General features: G+C 69.5%; 14 protein-coding genes. 1 reads left to right on the top strand and 13 read right to left on the bottom strand.

Annotated elements, in window-relative coordinates; all coding sequences use genetic code 11:
- Window positions 1–81: 81 nt before the first annotated feature.
- The 4 genes from AC1DSC_RS28265 to AC1DSC_RS28250 form a co-directional block, all read right to left on the bottom strand.
- Complete coding sequence (locus tag AC1DSC_RS28265) at window positions 82–1,569, bottom strand: efflux transporter outer membrane subunit (protein ID WP_012747673.1); 1,488 nt, start codon at window positions 1,567–1,569, stop codon at window positions 82–84.
- Between the two features lie 33 nt (window positions 1,570–1,602).
- Window positions 1,603–4,878, bottom strand: coding sequence for an efflux RND transporter permease subunit (locus AC1DSC_RS28260; protein WP_012747672.1), 3,276 nt, complete (start codon window positions 4,876–4,878; stop codon window positions 1,603–1,605).
- Window positions 4,879–4,918: 40 nt separating this feature from the next.
- Window positions 4,919–6,169, bottom strand: coding sequence for an efflux RND transporter periplasmic adaptor subunit (locus AC1DSC_RS28255; RefSeq protein ID WP_012747671.1), 1,251 nt, complete (start codon window positions 6,167–6,169; stop codon window positions 4,919–4,921).
- A gap of 152 nt (window positions 6,170–6,321) precedes the next feature.
- The gene (locus tag AC1DSC_RS28250; protein ID WP_012747670.1) at window positions 6,322–7,203 is read right to left on the bottom strand and encodes an alpha/beta hydrolase; all 882 of its coding nucleotides are present in this window, start codon (window positions 7,201–7,203) and stop codon (window positions 6,322–6,324) included.
- Between the two features lie 183 nt (window positions 7,204–7,386).
- On the opposite strand from AC1DSC_RS28250, the gene AC1DSC_RS28245 reads away from it, so the two are divergent.
- Complete coding sequence (locus AC1DSC_RS28245) at window positions 7,387–8,301, top strand: LysR family transcriptional regulator (RefSeq protein ID WP_012747669.1); 915 nt, start codon at window positions 7,387–7,389, stop codon at window positions 8,299–8,301.
- Window positions 8,302–8,318: 17 nt separating this feature from the next.
- Here AC1DSC_RS28245 and AC1DSC_RS28240 read toward each other — a convergent pair whose 3' ends face one another.
- The 9 genes from AC1DSC_RS28240 to AC1DSC_RS28200 are packed head-to-tail and all read right to left on the bottom strand — an operon-like array spanning window position 8,319 to window position 15,008.
- Entirely contained in the window at window positions 8,319–8,795 is a 477-nt protein-coding gene (locus tag AC1DSC_RS28240) for an OsmC family protein (protein WP_369664461.1), read from the bottom strand.
- Window positions 8,796–8,836: 41 nt separating this feature from the next.
- Entirely contained in the window at window positions 8,837–9,568 is a 732-nt protein-coding gene (locus tag AC1DSC_RS28235; RefSeq protein WP_012747667.1) for an LrgB family protein, read from the bottom strand.
- A complete protein-coding gene (locus AC1DSC_RS28230) occupies window positions 9,565–9,918 on the bottom strand; it encodes a CidA/LrgA family protein (protein WP_012747666.1) in 354 nt (117 codons plus the stop codon). The genes AC1DSC_RS28235 and AC1DSC_RS28230 overlap by 4 nt, the downstream gene beginning before the upstream one ends.
- A gap of 16 nt (window positions 9,919–9,934) precedes the next feature.
- Window positions 9,935–10,960: an aminotransferase class I/II-fold pyridoxal phosphate-dependent enzyme gene (locus tag AC1DSC_RS28225; RefSeq protein WP_012747665.1), complete on the bottom strand. Its 1,026-nt coding sequence runs from the start codon at window positions 10,958–10,960 to the stop codon at window positions 9,935–9,937.
- Window positions 10,957–11,928: an adenosylcobinamide-phosphate synthase CbiB gene (gene cbiB, locus AC1DSC_RS28220; protein ID WP_436287696.1), complete on the bottom strand. Its 972-nt coding sequence runs from the start codon at window positions 11,926–11,928 to the stop codon at window positions 10,957–10,959. Before cbiB ends, AC1DSC_RS28225 begins: the two co-directional genes overlap by 4 nt.
- Window positions 11,929–11,936: 8 nt before the next feature.
- Window positions 11,937–12,614 carry a 5,6-dimethylbenzimidazole synthase gene (bluB, locus tag AC1DSC_RS28215; RefSeq protein WP_012747663.1) on the bottom strand — a complete coding sequence of 226 codons (678 nt, stop codon included), beginning with the start codon at window positions 12,612–12,614 and terminating at the stop codon, window positions 11,937–11,939.
- A 5-nt stretch (window positions 12,615–12,619) separates the two neighbouring features.
- A complete protein-coding gene (gene cobO, locus AC1DSC_RS28210) occupies window positions 12,620–13,189 on the bottom strand; it encodes a cob(I)yrinic acid a,c-diamide adenosyltransferase (protein ID WP_012747662.1) in 570 nt (189 codons plus the stop codon).
- Window positions 13,190–13,218: 29 nt separating this feature from the next.
- Complete coding sequence (locus AC1DSC_RS28205; RefSeq protein WP_012747661.1) at window positions 13,219–14,001, bottom strand: ABC transporter ATP-binding protein; 783 nt, start codon at window positions 13,999–14,001, stop codon at window positions 13,219–13,221.
- Window positions 13,998–15,008: a FecCD family ABC transporter permease gene (locus tag AC1DSC_RS28200; protein ID WP_012747660.1), complete on the bottom strand. Its 1,011-nt coding sequence runs from the start codon at window positions 15,006–15,008 to the stop codon at window positions 13,998–14,000. Before AC1DSC_RS28200 ends, AC1DSC_RS28205 begins: the two co-directional genes overlap by 4 nt.
- Window positions 15,009–15,016 lie beyond the last annotated feature (8 nt).

The raw sequence follows: 15,016 nt of genomic DNA, 5'->3' as shown, positions 1-15,016 counted from the left end.
ATTGTCCGTTGTCGCCGCAGCCCTCTTGCGGCAGCCGCGAAGAGGCAAAGAAAAAGGGGCTTGCGCCCCTTGGTTTTTCTTTCAGCGCGCCGCGGTCTGTACCGCGGCTGCCCCGTCCTGGGGCGGCGCCTTTGCGGTGGCCGCCGGCACCTCCCAGCCGCCGCCGATGGCGCGGATCAGCCCCACGGCCGCCTGGTACTGCGCCGACTTCACCTGCAGCGCCTGGCGCCGGTTGCGCAATTCGCTGCGGCGGGCGTCGAGCAGGTCGAGCTGGCTGATGTAGCCGTTGCGGTAGCGCGTGTCCGACAGGCTGGTCGCGCGCTGCGCCGAGGTGACGGCCTGCGCCTGCACCGCCGACTGCTCCTGCAGGATGCGGATCGCGGACAGCTGGTCTTCGACCTCCTGGAACGCCACCAGCACCTGGTTGCGGTAGTTCGCGAGCGCGCCGTCGAGCTGGGCATTGGCACCCTGCACGCCGGCTTCGCGGCGGCCGCCGTCGAAGATCGGCAGCGAGAGCAGCGCACCCACGCCCCACGAGCGGGCCGACCACTTGAACAGGTCGCCGATCTCGGGCGATGCATAGCCGGCCGCGCCGGTCAGCGAGATGTCCGGGAACCACGCCGCCTGCGCCACGCCCACGCGGGCCTGCGCCGCGAGCACCGCGTTCTGCGCGGCCGAGACGTCGGGGCGGCGCGTGAGCACCGTGGCCGGCACGCCGGGCGGCACGGACGGCAGCGCGGTGGCCCAGTCGTCGGTGCGCAGGCCGAAGCTCGAGGCCGAGTCGCCCACCAGCACCGCGAGCGCATGCTCGACCTGGGCGCGCTGCCGGTCGAGCGCGAGCGCGTCCGACTCGGTGGACGAGACCTCGGTCTGCACGCGCGCCACGTCGAGCTCGGCGATGTCGCCGGCCTGCTGGCGGCGCTGCGAGAGGCGCAGCGTGTCGCGGTAGGCCTCGACCTGCTCGCGCACCAGCGCGCGCTCGGCGTCGAGCGCACGCAGCTGCAGGTAGGTCTGGGCCACTTCGGCCTGCACCGCGAGGCGCGTGCTCTGCAGCAGGGCCTCGCGGCTCTGCGCATCGAGCTTGGCCGCATTGCTCGCGCCCGAGAGGCGGCCGAACAGGTCGACCTCGTACGAGAAGGTGGCGCCGATGTTGGTCATGGTGGCCGGCCGGGTGCTGGCCGTGGCCTTGTCGAGGCCGGCGCCGCGGTTGGCGCCCGCGCCCAGGCCGATCTGCGGCATGCGGTCGGCATTGGCGCTGCGCGCCAGCGCGCGGGCCTCGGCCAGCCGCGCCGCCGCGGCCTGGATGTTGTTGTTGCTGACGTCGGCCTTCTCGACCAGCGCATTGAGCACCGGGTCGTTGAACGCCAGCCACCAGGCGCCGCGCGCCTGCGCTTCGGAGGGCACGGCACGCGTCCAGCCCGCGGGCGGGGCGGCGCCCTGCTCCTTGAACTCGGCAGTGGTCTGGATCTCGGGCACGCCCGAGGGCACGCTCGCGCAGCCGGCCAGCGCCAGGGCTGCGACCAGCGGCAGCAAGGCAGTGCGGGCCCAGGGTTGAAATGCGAATTTCATGATGATGAACTTTCTTCTTGATCGACCAGGCGATCAGTCATGCGAAGGACGCGGCGAGGCCGGCACCGGGTGCAGCCCGCCGCCGCCCGAACCACCGTGCGACGAGGGTGCCGCAGCGACCGGATGGCCCGCCGAGACAAACTCCTCGCCATGCGGCACTTCGCCATGCAGCTTGAGCGCGCGGTTGCCCGCCAGGCGGCGCAGCAGCACATAGAACACCGGCGTCAGGAACAGGCCGAAGGCCGTCACGCCGATCATCCCGGCGAACACCGCCACGCCCATGGCCTTGCGCATCTCCGAGCCCGCGCCGGTCGACAGCACGAGGGGCAGCACACCCATCACGAAGGCCAGCGAGGTCATGAGGATCGGGCGCAGGCGCAGGCGGCTGGCTTCGATCGCCGCTTGTATGGGCGTTCTGCCGGCAAACTCGAGCTCGCGCGCAAACTCCACGATCAAAATCGCGTTCTTCGCACTCAGCCCCACCAGCACGATCAAGCCGATCTGCGTGAAGACGTTGTTGTCACCCCCCGATATCCATACGCCGGTCATCGCGGCCAGGATGCCCATGGGCACGATCAGGATGATGGCGATCGGCAGCGTCAGGCTCTCGTACTGCGCGGCCAGCACCAGGAACACCAGCAGGATGGCCAGCGGGAACACCAGGAAGGCGGAGTTGCCGGCCAGGATTTCCTGGTAGGTCAGCTCGGTCCACTCGAAGCTCACGCCCTTGGGCAGCGTCTCGGCCGCGATCTTGGTGATCGCGTCCTGCGCCTGGCCCGACGAATAGCCGGGGGCCGGGCCGCCGTTGATGTCGGCCGCCAGGTAGCCGTTGTAGCGCATGGCGCGTTCCGGCCCGAAGGTCGAATTGACCTTCATCAGCGCCGACAGCGGCACCATCTCGCCCGTGGTCGAGCGCACCTTCAGCATGCCCACGTCTTCGGCGCGGGCGCGGTACGGCGCATCGGCCTGCACGCGCACGCTGTAGGTGCGGCCGAACTTGTTGAAGTCGTTCGCATACAGGCTGCCGAGGTAGATCTGCATGGTGTCGAAGATGTCCGTCACCGGCACGCCGAGCTGGCGCGCCTTGGTGCGGTCGATGTCCGCATACAGCTGCGGCACGTTGACCTGCCAGCTCGTGAACATGCCCGTGAGCTCCGGCGCGGCATAGGCCTTGGCCATGAAGGCCTTCACCGCCGCGTCCATCTGGTCGTAGCCGACCGAGGCGCGGTCTTCGATCTGCAGCTTGAAGCCGCCCGTGGTGCCCAGGCCCGCCACCGGCGGCGGCGGGAACATCACGATGAAGGCGTCCTGGATGCTGGCGAAGGCGCCGTTGAGCTGCCCGGCCACCGCACCGCCGCTCTGGTCGGCGCGCTTGCGCTGGTCGAAGGGCTTGAGCGTGGCAAACACGATGCCCGAGTTCGAGCTGTTGGTGAAGCCGTTGATCGACAGGCCCGGGAAGGCGATGGCGTCTTCCACGTTCGGGTTCTTCTTCATGATCTCGCCCATGCGCTGGATCACTTCGTCGGTGCGGTCGAGCGTGGCGCCGTCGGGCAGTTGGGCAAAGCCGATCAGGTACTGCTTGTCCTGCGCCGGCACGAAGCCGCTGGGCACGGCCTTGAACAGGCCGAAGGTCACGCCGATCAGCGCGAGGTAGATCACCAGCATCAGCGTCTTGCGCGAGATCACGCCCTTGACGCCGCCGCTGTAGGCTTCCGCGCCACGGCTGAAGAGCTTGTTGAAGCCGCGGAACAGCCAGCCGAAGGCCTTGTCCATGCCGCGCGTCAATGCGTCCTTGGGCTGGTCATGGCCGCGCAGCAGCAAGGCGGCGAGCGCGGGCGACAGCGTGAGCGAGTTGATCGCCGAGATCACCGTCGAGATCGCAATCGTCACCGCGAACTGGCGGTAGAACTGCCCCGTGAGGCCGCTGATGAAGGCCAGCGGCACGAACACGGCCACCAGCACCAGCGCGATAGCGATGATGGGGCCGGACACTTCGCGCATCGCACGGTAGGTGGCTTCACGCGGCGTGAGCCCCGCCTCGATGTTGCGCTCGACGTTCTCCACCACCACGATGGCGTCGTCCACCACGATGCCGATCGCCAGCACCAGCCCGAACAGGCTCAGCGCATTGATCGAGAAGCCCAGGACATGCAGCACCGCGAAGGTGCCGATCACCGACACCGGCACGGCCAAAAGCGGAATGATCGACGCGCGCCAGGTCTGCAGGAACAGGATCACGACCAGCACCACCAGCAGGATGGCTTCGAGCAGCGTGTGGATCACCGATTCGATCGATGCGCGCACGAACTGCGTCGGGTCGTAGGCGATGCGGTACTCCAGCCCTTCGGGCATGTTCTTGTTGAGCTCGGCCATCGTCTTGCGCACGTTCGACGAAATATCGAGCGCGTTGGAGCCCGGTGCCTGGAACACGCCCATGCCGACGGCCGGGTCGTTGTTCAGGAGCGAACGCAGCGAGTAGTCGGCGGCGCCCATCTCGAGGCGGCCGATGTCGCGCAGGCGCGTCACGGCGCCGTCGGTGCCGCTCTTGACGATGATGTCGCCAAACTCTTCCTCGCTCTGCAGGCGCCCTTGCGCATTGATCGAGAGCTGCATGTCCACGCCCGACAGGCCCGGCGAAGCGCCGACCACGCCGGCCGCGGCCTGCACGTTCTGGCCGCGGATGGCAGCCACCACGTCGCTCGCCGAGAGGCCGCGCTGCGCGACCTTCTGCGGGTCGAGCCAGACGCGCATCGAGTAGTCGCCGCCGCCGAAGATCTGCACCTGGCCCACGCCTTCGATGCGCGCGAGCGGGTCTTTCACGTTCAACACAGCGTAGTTGCGCAGGTAGTTGATGTCGTAGCGGTTGTTCGGCGAGACGAGGTGGACCACCATCGTCAGGTCGGGCGCGCTCTTGACGGTCGTGATGCCGAGGCGGCGCACTTCCTCCGGCAGGCGCGGCTCGGCTTGCGAGACGCGGTTCTGCACCAGCTGCTGCGCCTTGTCCGGGTCGGTACCGAGGCGGAAGGTGACGGTGAGCGTCAGCACGCCGTCGGTGGTGGCCTGGCTGCCCATGTAGAGCATGCCCTCGACGCCGTTGATCTGCTCTTCGAGCGGCGTGGCCACGGTTTCGGCGATCACCTTCGGGTTGGCGCCCGGGTACTGGGCGCGCACCACCACCGAGGGCGGCGCAACTTCCGGGTACTCCGAGATCGGCAGCCCGCGCAGCGCGATCAGGCCGGCTATCAGGATCAATAGCGACAGCACGCCGGCAAAGATCGGCCGGTCGATGAAGAATTTAGAGAGATTCATGTTGTTTCTCCGGCGAGCGCAAATGCGCTCCCCACCGAGTTCAGGACTTCGCGGCTTCCGCGACGCGTTCCGGTTGTTGTTGCTTGGTGTCGGCCTTGGCGTCCATCGTCACGGTCTGCGGCACCACCAGCGCACCGGGGCGGATGTGCTGCAGGCCGTTGACCACCACGCGGTCGCCGGCCTTCAGGCCCTTGCTCACCACGCGCAGCCCGTTGATCGATGCGCCGAGCGTGACTTCGCGGTACGTGGCCTTGTTGTCCTCGCCCACCACCATCACGAACTTCTTGTTCTGGTCGGTGCCGATGGCGCGCTCGCTCACCAGCAGGGCCGAGTCGCTGCGCGCCTGGCCCATGCGGATGCGGGCGAACTGGCCCGGAATGAGGGCGCCGTCCTTGTTGTCGAACGAGGCCCGCACACGCACTGTGCCGCTGCGCGCATCGACCTGGTTGTCGATCAGCTGCAGCTTGCCGGTGAAGGGCGTGCCTTCGAGGCCGGCGGTGCCCATCTGCACGGGAATGCTCTCGATCTGGCCGCGGGCGCTGGCGCCGCTCGGCAGGTCCTTCAGGGCCCGCGTGATCACCTGCTCGTCGGCATCGAAGCTCGCGTAGATCGGGCTCACCGACACCAGCGTGGTCAGCACCGGCGCGCCGGGGCCGGCGGCCACCAGGTTGCCCATCGTCACTTCGAGCTTGCCGATGCGGCCCGCCACCGGCGCCCGCACCTGGGTGTAGCCCAGGTTCAGCCGCGCCGACTGCAGCGACGCTTGCGCGGCGCGCAGGTTGGCTTCGGCTTCACGGGCGGCGTTCACGCGCTCGTCGTATTCGCGCTGGGCGATGGCCTGCTGGTCCCACAGGCGCTTGGCGCGCTCCTGCTCGCTGCGGCTGAAGGCCTGGCGGGCCTGGGCCGAGGCCACCTGCGCTTCGGCGCGCTCCACCTCGGCCGCGTACGGCGCGGGGTCGATGGTGATCAGCAGGTCGCCCTGCTTCACCAGCGCGCCTTCGCGGAAGTGCACCGACTGCACGGCTCCCGCCACGCGGGAGCGCACGTCGACGCGCTGCACCGCCTCGAGCCGGCCCGAGAACTCGTCCCAGGCATTGATCTCGCTCGAAGCCACGGTGGCCACCGAGACCGGCGTGCCCTGCTGCGCCGCGGCCGGTGCCGTGGCCTCCGCCTTGAAGCTGTGCATGCCGAGCACCGCGGCGGCCACCGCCAGCAGTGCGGTGAGGCCGGTCACTGCGGGCCACAGGCCCTTGCGGGCGGCGGAAGAAAGGTTTTGCTTGTTGTTCGACATGATGGTTCGTCCTTCTCGATGACTTCTTGGGATGCAACAGGCCATCCCGGCGCTTTTGGCGCCAGGAGGCGGAACTCGAAAATGACCGGGGTTACCGGTGGGCCGAGGGGCGGCGTCGCGTCGTCAGCAGAGGGCTGCCGCGACCGGCCCGCCTAGCTGGGCTTGGGTGCTACCGGGGGCGGCGTGGTGGCACTGAAAAATTCGCGGAAGTGCTGCTGCACGCTGGCTTCGCAGGCCTTGCAGCCCGAGGGCTCGGGGTCGTACAGCGCCCTGGGCCAGTTGGCGGCGCCGGGCAGCACGCTGCTGGTGACGTCGATGCCGGCCGCGCGCAGGCGCCCGGCAAAGGTCATTGCCTCGTCGCGCATGGCGTCGTCGGGGCCCACCAGCACCAGGGCCGGCGCCAGGGACGACAGCCGCAGCGACCCGCTCGGCACCGCATACGGGTGCATCGCGTTCGACGGGCAGCTCAGGTACTTTTCCCAGCCCGTGGCCCAGCGGCATTCGGCCGAGTCGTTGGTGGCCTTGCGCAGCGACGCGGTGCCCGCGCACGGGTCGAGCATGGGCGACAGCAGGATCTGCCCGGCCAGCGGCGGATGCGCCCGGTCGCGGGCGATCAGCGCCACCCCGGCGGCCAGGTTGCCGCCGGCCTCTTCGCCGGCCAGGTACACCTGGGCGCCCTTGCCGCCGAGCTTCACGCGCTGCTTGTAGAGCCATTCGAGCGCGGCATAGCCCACTTCGATGGGCTCGGGGAAAGGCGACTCGGGCGCCAGCGGATAGTCCACCGACACCACCACCGCGCCCGCGCCGGCCAGCAGCCGGGCCACGTTGCGCCCGTTGTCCAGGTTGCCGCAGATGAAGGTGCCGCCATGGAAGTGCAGCACCAGCGGCACCGTCTCGCCGCGCGGGCGCTGTCCGTAGACCCGGGCGCCCACGGGCTCGCGGCCGGGCAGCTCGATCGACAGATCGGCTTCCACGCCTTGCGCCGCGGCGAGAGCAGCGGCTTCGGCAGAGCGGGACGATGGGCGCGGTGACATGGGGGCAACCTCAGGAGGATTGGCGATAGTCGAAATATAAGGCGGCCAGTGTGGCGTTAAACAGGCAAGCTGCCCCTACTCTGTTTCCAAACAGCTAACAATCCAGGAAACGCCGGGGATTGTCACCTTGTGTGAGAATCCGCGTCCTCCCGGCAATGGCCGGGCTCCCAGGAACAGTCATCAATGGATCAAATCCAGGCAATGCGGATCTTTGTCCGCGTGGTGGAAGCGGGCACGTTCACCCGGGCGGCGGACTCGCTCGCCCTGCCCAAGGGGACGGTCACCAAGCAGATCCAGGCGCTGGAATCGCGCCTGCGGGTGAAGCTGCTCAACCGCACCACGCGGCGAGTGACCGTGACGCCGGACGGCGCGGCCTACTACGAACGCGCCGCGCGCCTCTTGAACGACTTCGACGACATCGAAGCCAGCATGACCAATGCGCAGGCCAACCCGACGGGGCGGCTGCGCATCGACGTCGGCACCTCGGTGGCGCGGCAGATCATCCTGCCCGCGCTGGCCACCTTCTGCGACCGCTACCCCGAGATCCAGGTCGACCTGGGCGTGAGCGACCGCACGGTCGACCTCATCAGCGACAACGTCGACTGCGTGATCCGCGCCGGCGAACTGAGCGACCAGTCGCTGGTGGCCCGGCGCATCGGCACGCTGCACTTCGTGACCGTGGCATCGCCCGCCTACGTCAAGCGCTACGGCATTCCGCAGCATCCGAACGACATCGAGAAGCGCCACCACGTGGTGAGCTATTTTTCGGGCACCACGCGGCGCATCTATCCGCACGAGTTCAGGAAGGGCGACGAATACATCGAGCTCAACGGGCCCTACCGCGTGTCGGTCAACGAGAGCAACGCCCACATGGCGGCGGTGCTCGGCGGCTTCGGTATTTCGCAGTGCATCACCTTCATGGCCGAGCCGCTGCTCGCAAGCGGCGAGCTGATCGAGGTGCTGCCCGACTGGCAGCGCGAGCCGCTTCCGATCCACGTGGTCTATCCGCCCAACCGCCACCTGAGCGCGAAGGTGCGGGCCTTCGTGGACTGGGCGGCGGAGCTGTTCGCGAAGAACCCGCGGCTGCAGCGGCGCTGAACTGCGCCTGACGCGCCTCAACCGGCCGGAGCGAACACCGGCTCGCAGCGCACCTCGGTCTTCACCGAGTTGGCGATGAAGCACTCTTCGTGCGCGCGGTGGTGCATGTGCTCGACCTGCTCGCGCGTGGGCAGGTTCTCGCCCGAGAACGTGACCTCGGGACGCAGCGTGACCACGTTCATCGCGAGCTTGCCCTCGGCGTTCTTTTCCATGACGCCGCTCGCCGCATCGAAGTAGCGGTCGACAATGAACTTGCGCTTCACCGCCATGGTGAGGAACCACAGCATGTGGCAGCTCGAGAGCGACGCGACAAAGGCCTCTTCAGGATCGACCGCCGCCGCATCGGAAAACGGCAGCGGCACCACGTGCGGCGACGAGGAGCCCGGCACTTCCGCGCCGCCATCGAAGCGCAGCGAATGCCTTCTGCTGTAGCTGTTGCCGAGGAAGTCCTGCTCGCCTCGCTGCCAGAGGATTCCTGCGGTGTACTGGGCCATGCCTTGCTCTCCAGAGCCAAAAGAGGAGGCGCCATTCTGCGTCAGAAGAAGCCGGCGAGCCTGATCAAAAGCGGCACCAGCAGCGCCGTCGCGATGCCATTCAGCCCCAGCGCCAGCGCGGAGAAGGCGCCTGCCGTTTCGTTCACCTGGATGGCCCGCGCGGTGCCGATGCCGTGCGCCGCCATGCCCACGGCAAAGCCGCGCACCGCGGGCTCCTTGATGCGCAGCAGGTTCAGGAGACCCGTGGCCATGATCGCGCCCGAGATGCCCGCCACGGCGGCCGCCACCGCGGCCAGCGACGGCAGCCCGCCGATCTTCTCGGCCACGCCCATCGCGATCGGCATGGTGGCCGACTTGGGCGCGAGCGACATCAGCAGCTCGTGCGATCCGCCCAGCGCCCAGGCAATGCCGATGGCCGACACGATGGCCGCCGCCGAGCCCACCAGCAGCGCCACGCCGATCGGCAGCCAGAGGCGCCGCAGCCGACCGAGCTGGCCATACAGCGGCACGGCCAGTGCCACGGTGGCCGGCCCGATCAGGAAGTGCACGAACTTGGCGCCTTCGAAATATGTGTCGTAGGGCGTGCGCGTGGCGAGCAGCACGCCCACGATGACAACCACCGACACCAGCACCGGATTGACCGCCGGGTTGGCGCCGCTGCGCCGGTGCAGCCACAGCGCGCCCAGGTAGGCCAGCAGCGTGAGCGACAGCCACAGCAGCGGCGACTGCGCCAGGAAGACCCAGATCTCGGACAGCTTGGCGGGCGGGGTCATTCGGCATCCTTGCCGGTGATGCGGATCATCCAGCGCAAGGTGAGCGCGGTCACGGCCATGGTGAAGGCCGCGCCCACGATGCCCGCCGCAAGGAACGGAAGCCATTCGCGCCCCACCCGTTCGAAATGCAGCATGACGCCGGTCACCGCGGGAATGAACAGCAGCATGAGGTTGCGCAGCAGATGGCCCGAGGTCTCGTTCAGCGCCTCGGGCACGCCGCCGCGCACGAGCAGCACGATGAACAGCAGCAGCATGCCGATCAGCGGGCCGGGAATCGGCAAGCCCAGCCACTGCACGAGCAGTTCGCCGGCCAGTTGGCAAAGAAAGAGCGTGGTGATGGCGTAGAGCATGCGGATGTCCTGGCTTTCAAGGTTCGGCCGAAGCCGCGGCGCGCGTCCAGGCTTCTTTCAGCGCCTGCTGGCTCTGCGGCGGCAGCACGCCGAGCCGCACATGGCCCGGCAGGCCGAATGATGCACAGTCTCGCAGCTTGATGCCTTCGGCGCGCAGCCGGGCGGCCCGCTGCGGATAAGGCGCATCGGTGCGCGCGCAAAAGAAGTTGGCCTCGCTCGGCAGGCACTGCCATCCCATCGATTCGCAAAGGGCGCGCTGCTGCGCCTTCCATTCGCGCAGGGTGCGCAGGCTTCGGGCAAGCCAGGCTTGGGCGGGCTCGCCGATCCAGGTTTCGAGCAGCGCCACGCCATGCGCGCCCACCGGCCACGAGGGGGCCAGCCGCTCGAGGCGCTGCTTCAGCAATGCGGCGGCATCGCCTTCGGGCGCAATGGCATAGGCGGCGCGGATGCCGGTCAGGCCCATGGCCTTGTTGGGCGTCCACAGCTGCCAGACACGGTTGCGCTGCGCCGCGTCGAGCGATGCCGCGCCTTCGAGGCGCAGCGCTTCGTAGGCCAGGTCGAGCACGCAGGGGCCGCCGGCCGCGGCGTGCAGCGCGAGATTGGCCTCGGCCTGGCCCAGCGGGCTCGACGGCTCGCAGCACCAGCGCAGCGCTGCTCCGTCATGCGGCGCTGGCGGCCGCAGCACCTGCAAACCCCAGGCCGATGCCGCGCGCTCGTAGTCGCCATAGCTGTGCGCCGGCAGCACCACCTGCCGGCCGCCGCCCTGCGCAAAAGCGGCGCTGATGCGGTGGATGAATTCGCTGGCACTGGCCGCGATCACGATGCGTTCGGCGGCCACGCCGTGAAAGCCTGCCAATGCGCGGCGCAGCGCCGTGTAGCCCGGGTCCGGGTAGTGCGCCGCATCGGCTGCACGCAGTGCGGTAAGCACAGCGGGGCATGAGCCCGTGGCATTGCCGTTGGTCGAGAAATCGTGCCAGGCGGTGCCGATGGCGTCGGGCCCGCCATGCAACAGGCCGGTGGATGTCGTGTGTTCCGGTGTCATGCCCAGTCGGTTGCCGCGAAGAAGATGGCCAATGATGCACAAGCGGCCGTGGCCAGCACCGCCCTGCCGCCCCATCGCGCGGCCTGCTGCGTATCGGCCGCATCGGCGGGCCGTCCTTCGGCATTCAAGGCATAGACGCCGGGCTTGGCAAGCCGCACGCCGAGCAGCAGTGCCATCGCCGCCATCGGCCAGCCGCTGTTGGGCGACGGCGTGCGGCGCGCCTCGCCTGCCACGCCGCGCGGCCAGCGCCATGCCGCAAGCGCAAGCAGCAGCGCCGTGAGCCGCGCCGGCAGCCACGAGAGCAGGTCGTCAGCGCGCGCGGCCCACTTGCCGAACCAGCTCCACTCGCGGCCATTGCGTTCGCCGCGGTAGCCCCACATCGCATCGGCCGTGTTGGCGAAGCGGTAGACCGCCGCGCCCGGCAAGCCCAGTAGCACGAACCAGAACAGCGGCGCCACGAGCGAATCGTTAAGGTTCTCGGCCAATGATTCGATGGCGCTTTCGCGCACCTCGCGCTCGCTGAGCGCGCAGACATCGCGGCTGACGAGCCGGCCCAGCTGCGCGCGCCCCGCATCGAGCGAAACGCCCAGCGCCGCCTCGACCGCGAGCACTTCGTCGTGCAGCATGCGCCACGCGAAAAGCGGTTTCAGCGCAAAGGCCATCGCCACCGCCAGCGCCCATGCGGGCAGCCATTGCACCATCGCAGCCTGCACGCCGGCGGCGACCACCCCCACGCACATCGCGCCCACGCACCACGCCAGCGCCCCGATCAAGAAGAGCGGCAGGTCGCGCGGCTTCGCCTTGGCCGCCGGCGGTGCGATGCGCGAGCCGATCCAGCCGAGGTACTGCCCCATCCACACCACCGGATGCCAGCACGCAGCGGGCTCGCCCAGCCAGCAGTCGATGGCAAGCGCAAGCCACAGCGCGGCAACGACGGCCAGGGCGTGTTCGAGGGGAAAGGGGGGCATGGGAGCCGTCATTCTCGCGAAGACGGGGTGGGAAACAGGTCCGACGGCTGGCCCCAGCGTTCGTCGAACACCAGCGCCGACAAGGGCTCGCGCCGGGCCCAGCGTTCGCGTTGCAGCATCGGCTCTTCGTAGAAATCGTGCACCGGGCCCAGGCACAGCAGCGCGATCGGCTCCGCCCCCTCGGGCAGGCCCAGCAGGGCCGACACCTCGGCGGGATCGAACAGCGAGACCCAGCCCATGCCCAGCCCTTCGGCACGCGCCGCAAGCCAGAGGTTCTGGATGGCGCAGGACGCCGAGGCCAGGTCCATCTGCGGCAAGGTGCGTCGGCCGAACACATGCCGCTCACGGCCGTCGGCCAGCGACACGGCCAGCAGTTCGGCCGCATCGAGCACGCCCTGCACCTTGAGCCGCATGAACGCGTCTTCGCGCTCGCCGAGGGCGCGGGCCGTCAGCACGCGTTCGCGCTCGATCACATCGTGCAGACGCTGACGCAAGGCACCGTCGCGAACGCGAATGAACCGCCACGGCTGCATGAATCCGACACTGGGCGCGTGGTGCGCCCCTTCCAGCAGCCGGCGCAGCAACTCGGGCGCCACCTGCCCCCCTGCGAAGTGACGCATGTCCCGCCGCTCATGGATGGCGCGGTACACCGCCCTCACCTCGTCGGCCGCGAAGGCTTGCGACATCGAAATCAGTCCTCGATGCCGCGCTGCGCCGGAATGCCGGCCTTGAATGCGTGCTTGACCATGGCCATCTCGGTCACGGTGTCGGCCAGCTCGACGATTTCGGGCGGGCAGCGCCGGCCCGTGAGCACCACGTGCACGTGCTTGGGCCGCGTGCGCAGCGTTTCGAGCACGCCCTCGAGCGGCAGCCAGCCGTAGATCAGCGGATAGGTGATCTCGTCGAGCACCACCAGGAAGAACTCGCCCGAAAGAATGGCCGCCCTGGCTTTCTCCCAGCCATCGCGCGCGAGCTGGGCCGAGTGTTCGAGGTCCTGGCTCTTCCAGCTGAAGCCGTCGCCCAGCCCCTCGATCGGAATGCCGATCTGCTCGAACATGCGGTGCTCGCCGAAGCGCGCCGAAGGCACCTTCATGAACTGGTAGATCTTCACCGCCTTGCCGCGGCCGTGCGCGCGCAGCGCGAGGCCGAAGGCCGCGGTGCTCTTGCCCTTGCCGTCGCCGGTGTTGACGATGACGATGCCGCGGCGTTCGCCTTCGGCCTTGTCGTACGGCTTCTCGCTGGGGGGAGTTTCGATTTGCATGAGACGGGCTCCGTGTTGATGGGGGGCGGTCAGTTCGGCAGCGCGATCCACTGCTCGGCCACGCGGTGCACGCGGATGCGGTGGTCGAACACCTGTTCGAGCGCGGCGTGGGTGGCCGGGTCGCTGCTGCCGCCGCGGTGCACCACGCGGCCGTGGTTCATTACCACCAGCTCGTCGGCGGCCAGCGCCATCGGCAGTTCGTGCAGCACGCTGACCACGGTGCGGCCTTCGGCCACCAGGGCGCGCGTGGTCTGCATCCAGTCGGCCTGGTGCGGCGGGTCGAGGTTGGCGAGCGGCTCGTCCATCAGCAGCAGCTCGGCCTCGACCGCAAGCGCGCGCGCCAGCAGCACGCGCTGGCGCTCGCCGCCCGAGAGCTGTCCGAGCGGCCGTTCGCGCCAGTCCCACGCTTGGGTGCTGCGCAAGGCACGCTCCACCGCCGCGCGGTCGGCCGGGCTCGGCGCCGCGAGCCAGCGCTGGTGCGGCAGGCGGCCGAGCATGGCGATGTCGTAGACCATCAGGTCGTCGGCACTGCCCTCGCCCGCCGCGCCGCTCTGGCCCAGCCACGACAGGCGCTGCGCGCGAAGGCGGCCCGGCACCCTGGCCGACGGTTCGCCAAAAAGAAAGACTTCGCCGCGGTGCGCGAGCAGGCCCGCGAGCGCCTTGAGCAGGGTCGACTTGCCCGCCCCGTTCGGCCCGACCACGCTGGTCCAGCGCGCCGCGCCGAGCTTCAGGTCGATGCCGTGCAGCACCTCGGTGTTGCCGAGCGTGGCGCCCAGGCCGCGGGCTTCGAGTGCGGGGATCTCCTGGCTCATGCCACCCCGCCCCGCGCGCTGCGCCTGTGCATCAGCCACAGCAGGTAGCTGCCGCCGAGCACCGCCGTGAGCACGCCCACGGGCAGTTCCTGCGGCGCGATGAGCCAGCGCGCCAGCAGGTCGGCCGCCATCAGCAGCAGGCCGCCCATCGCGGCCGACAGCACGATCAACCCGGCATGCGTGGTCTTGACCACCGAGCGCACGAGGTGCGGCGCGGCCAGGCCGACGAAGGCGATGAGCCCGGTCTGCGCCACCGCTGCGCCGGTGCCCAGCGCGAGCACCACCACCAGCGTGGCGCGCATCGCGCCCAGCGGCAGGCCGAGGCTGCGGGCCGTCGCTTCGCCGAGCGCAAGGCCGTCGAGCACCGGCGCGAGCGCCCAGCCCAGCAGCAGGCACACCGCACCGACCGCGGCCATCACCGCGCATGCGCTCCAGCCGACCAGGCCTGTGCTGCCGAGGATGAAGCCCTGGATGGCCTGCAGGATGTCGGCCGAGGCGATGGTGATCAGGTCCTTGGCGGCGCCGAGCACCACGCCGACGATCACGCCCGCGAGCAGCAGCCGCAGCGTCTGCTGCACGCCGCGCGCGAGCACCAGCGTGAGCATCACCGCGAGCACCGCGCCCACGAAGGCCGCGCCCGTGAGCCCCAGGCGCATCGCCCATTGCGTGCTGGCGGCCGAGCCGCCGAACAGCAGCAGCGCCACCGCCACGCCGAGCGAAGCCCCCGAGGCGCTGCCCAGCAGATAAGGATCGGCCAGCGGATTGCGGAACAGCCCCTGCGCCACCGAGCCCGCGAGCCCGAGCAGTGCGCCCGCGAGCCACGCGCCCAGCGTGCGCGGCAGCCGGATGTCCCAGACGATGCGCAGCGCCACCGGATCGCGCCATGCCGCGCGCAGGCTTTCGAAGCCGGTACTGCCGATGCCCAGGCCGAGCACCGCCAGCGCGCCGCCCAGCACCAGCAAGGCGATGCCGAAGAGCCAGACGCGGCGCTGATGGCGGGTGTGCATGAAGTCCA

This window comes from Variovorax sp. 01N425 (assembly GCF_056399465.1).
Note: the sequence above shows the minus strand (reverse complement) of the source record. Positions and strands in the feature narration are given on the sequence as shown.

Excerpts from the sequence above, each read along its gene's own strand:
- AC1DSC_RS28265 (WP_012747673.1), bottom strand. The coding sequence starts at position 1,569 with ATGAAATTCGCATTTCAACCCTGGGCCCGCACTGCCTTGCTGCCGCTG.
- AC1DSC_RS28260 (WP_012747672.1), bottom strand. The coding sequence starts at position 4,878 with ATGAATCTCTCTAAATTCTTCATCGACCGGCCGATCTTTGCCGGCGTG.
- AC1DSC_RS28255 (WP_012747671.1), bottom strand. The coding sequence starts at position 6,169 with ATGTCGAACAACAAGCAAAACCTTTCTTCCGCCGCCCGCAAGGGCCTG.
- AC1DSC_RS28250 (WP_012747670.1), bottom strand. The coding sequence starts at position 7,203 with ATGTCACCGCGCCCATCGTCCCGCTCTGCCGAAGCCGCTGCTCTCGCC.
- AC1DSC_RS28245 (WP_012747669.1), top strand. The coding sequence starts at position 7,387 with ATGGATCAAATCCAGGCAATGCGGATCTTTGTCCGCGTGGTGGAAGCG.
- AC1DSC_RS28240 (WP_369664461.1), bottom strand. The coding sequence starts at position 8,795 with ATGGCCCAGTACACCGCAGGAATCCTCTGGCAGCGAGGCGAGCAGGAC.
- AC1DSC_RS28235 (WP_012747667.1), bottom strand. The coding sequence starts at position 9,568 with ATGACCCCGCCCGCCAAGCTGTCCGAGATCTGGGTCTTCCTGGCGCAG.
- AC1DSC_RS28230 (WP_012747666.1), bottom strand. The coding sequence starts at position 9,918 with ATGCTCTACGCCATCACCACGCTCTTTCTTTGCCAACTGGCCGGCGAA.
- AC1DSC_RS28225 (WP_012747665.1), bottom strand. The coding sequence starts at position 10,960 with ATGACACCGGAACACACGACATCCACCGGCCTGTTGCATGGCGGGCCC.
- cbiB (WP_436287696.1), bottom strand. The coding sequence starts at position 11,928 with ATGCCCCCCTTTCCCCTCGAACACGCCCTGGCCGTCGTTGCCGCGCTG.
- bluB (WP_012747663.1), bottom strand. The coding sequence starts at position 12,614 with ATGTCGCAAGCCTTCGCGGCCGACGAGGTGAGGGCGGTGTACCGCGCC.
- cobO (WP_012747662.1), bottom strand. The coding sequence starts at position 13,189 with ATGCAAATCGAAACTCCCCCCAGCGAGAAGCCGTACGACAAGGCCGAA.
- AC1DSC_RS28205 (WP_012747661.1), bottom strand. The coding sequence starts at position 14,001 with ATGAGCCAGGAGATCCCCGCACTCGAAGCCCGCGGCCTGGGCGCCACG.
- AC1DSC_RS28200 (WP_012747660.1), bottom strand. The coding sequence starts at position 15,008 with ATGCACACCCGCCATCAGCGCCGCGTCTGGCTCTTCGGCATCGCCTTG.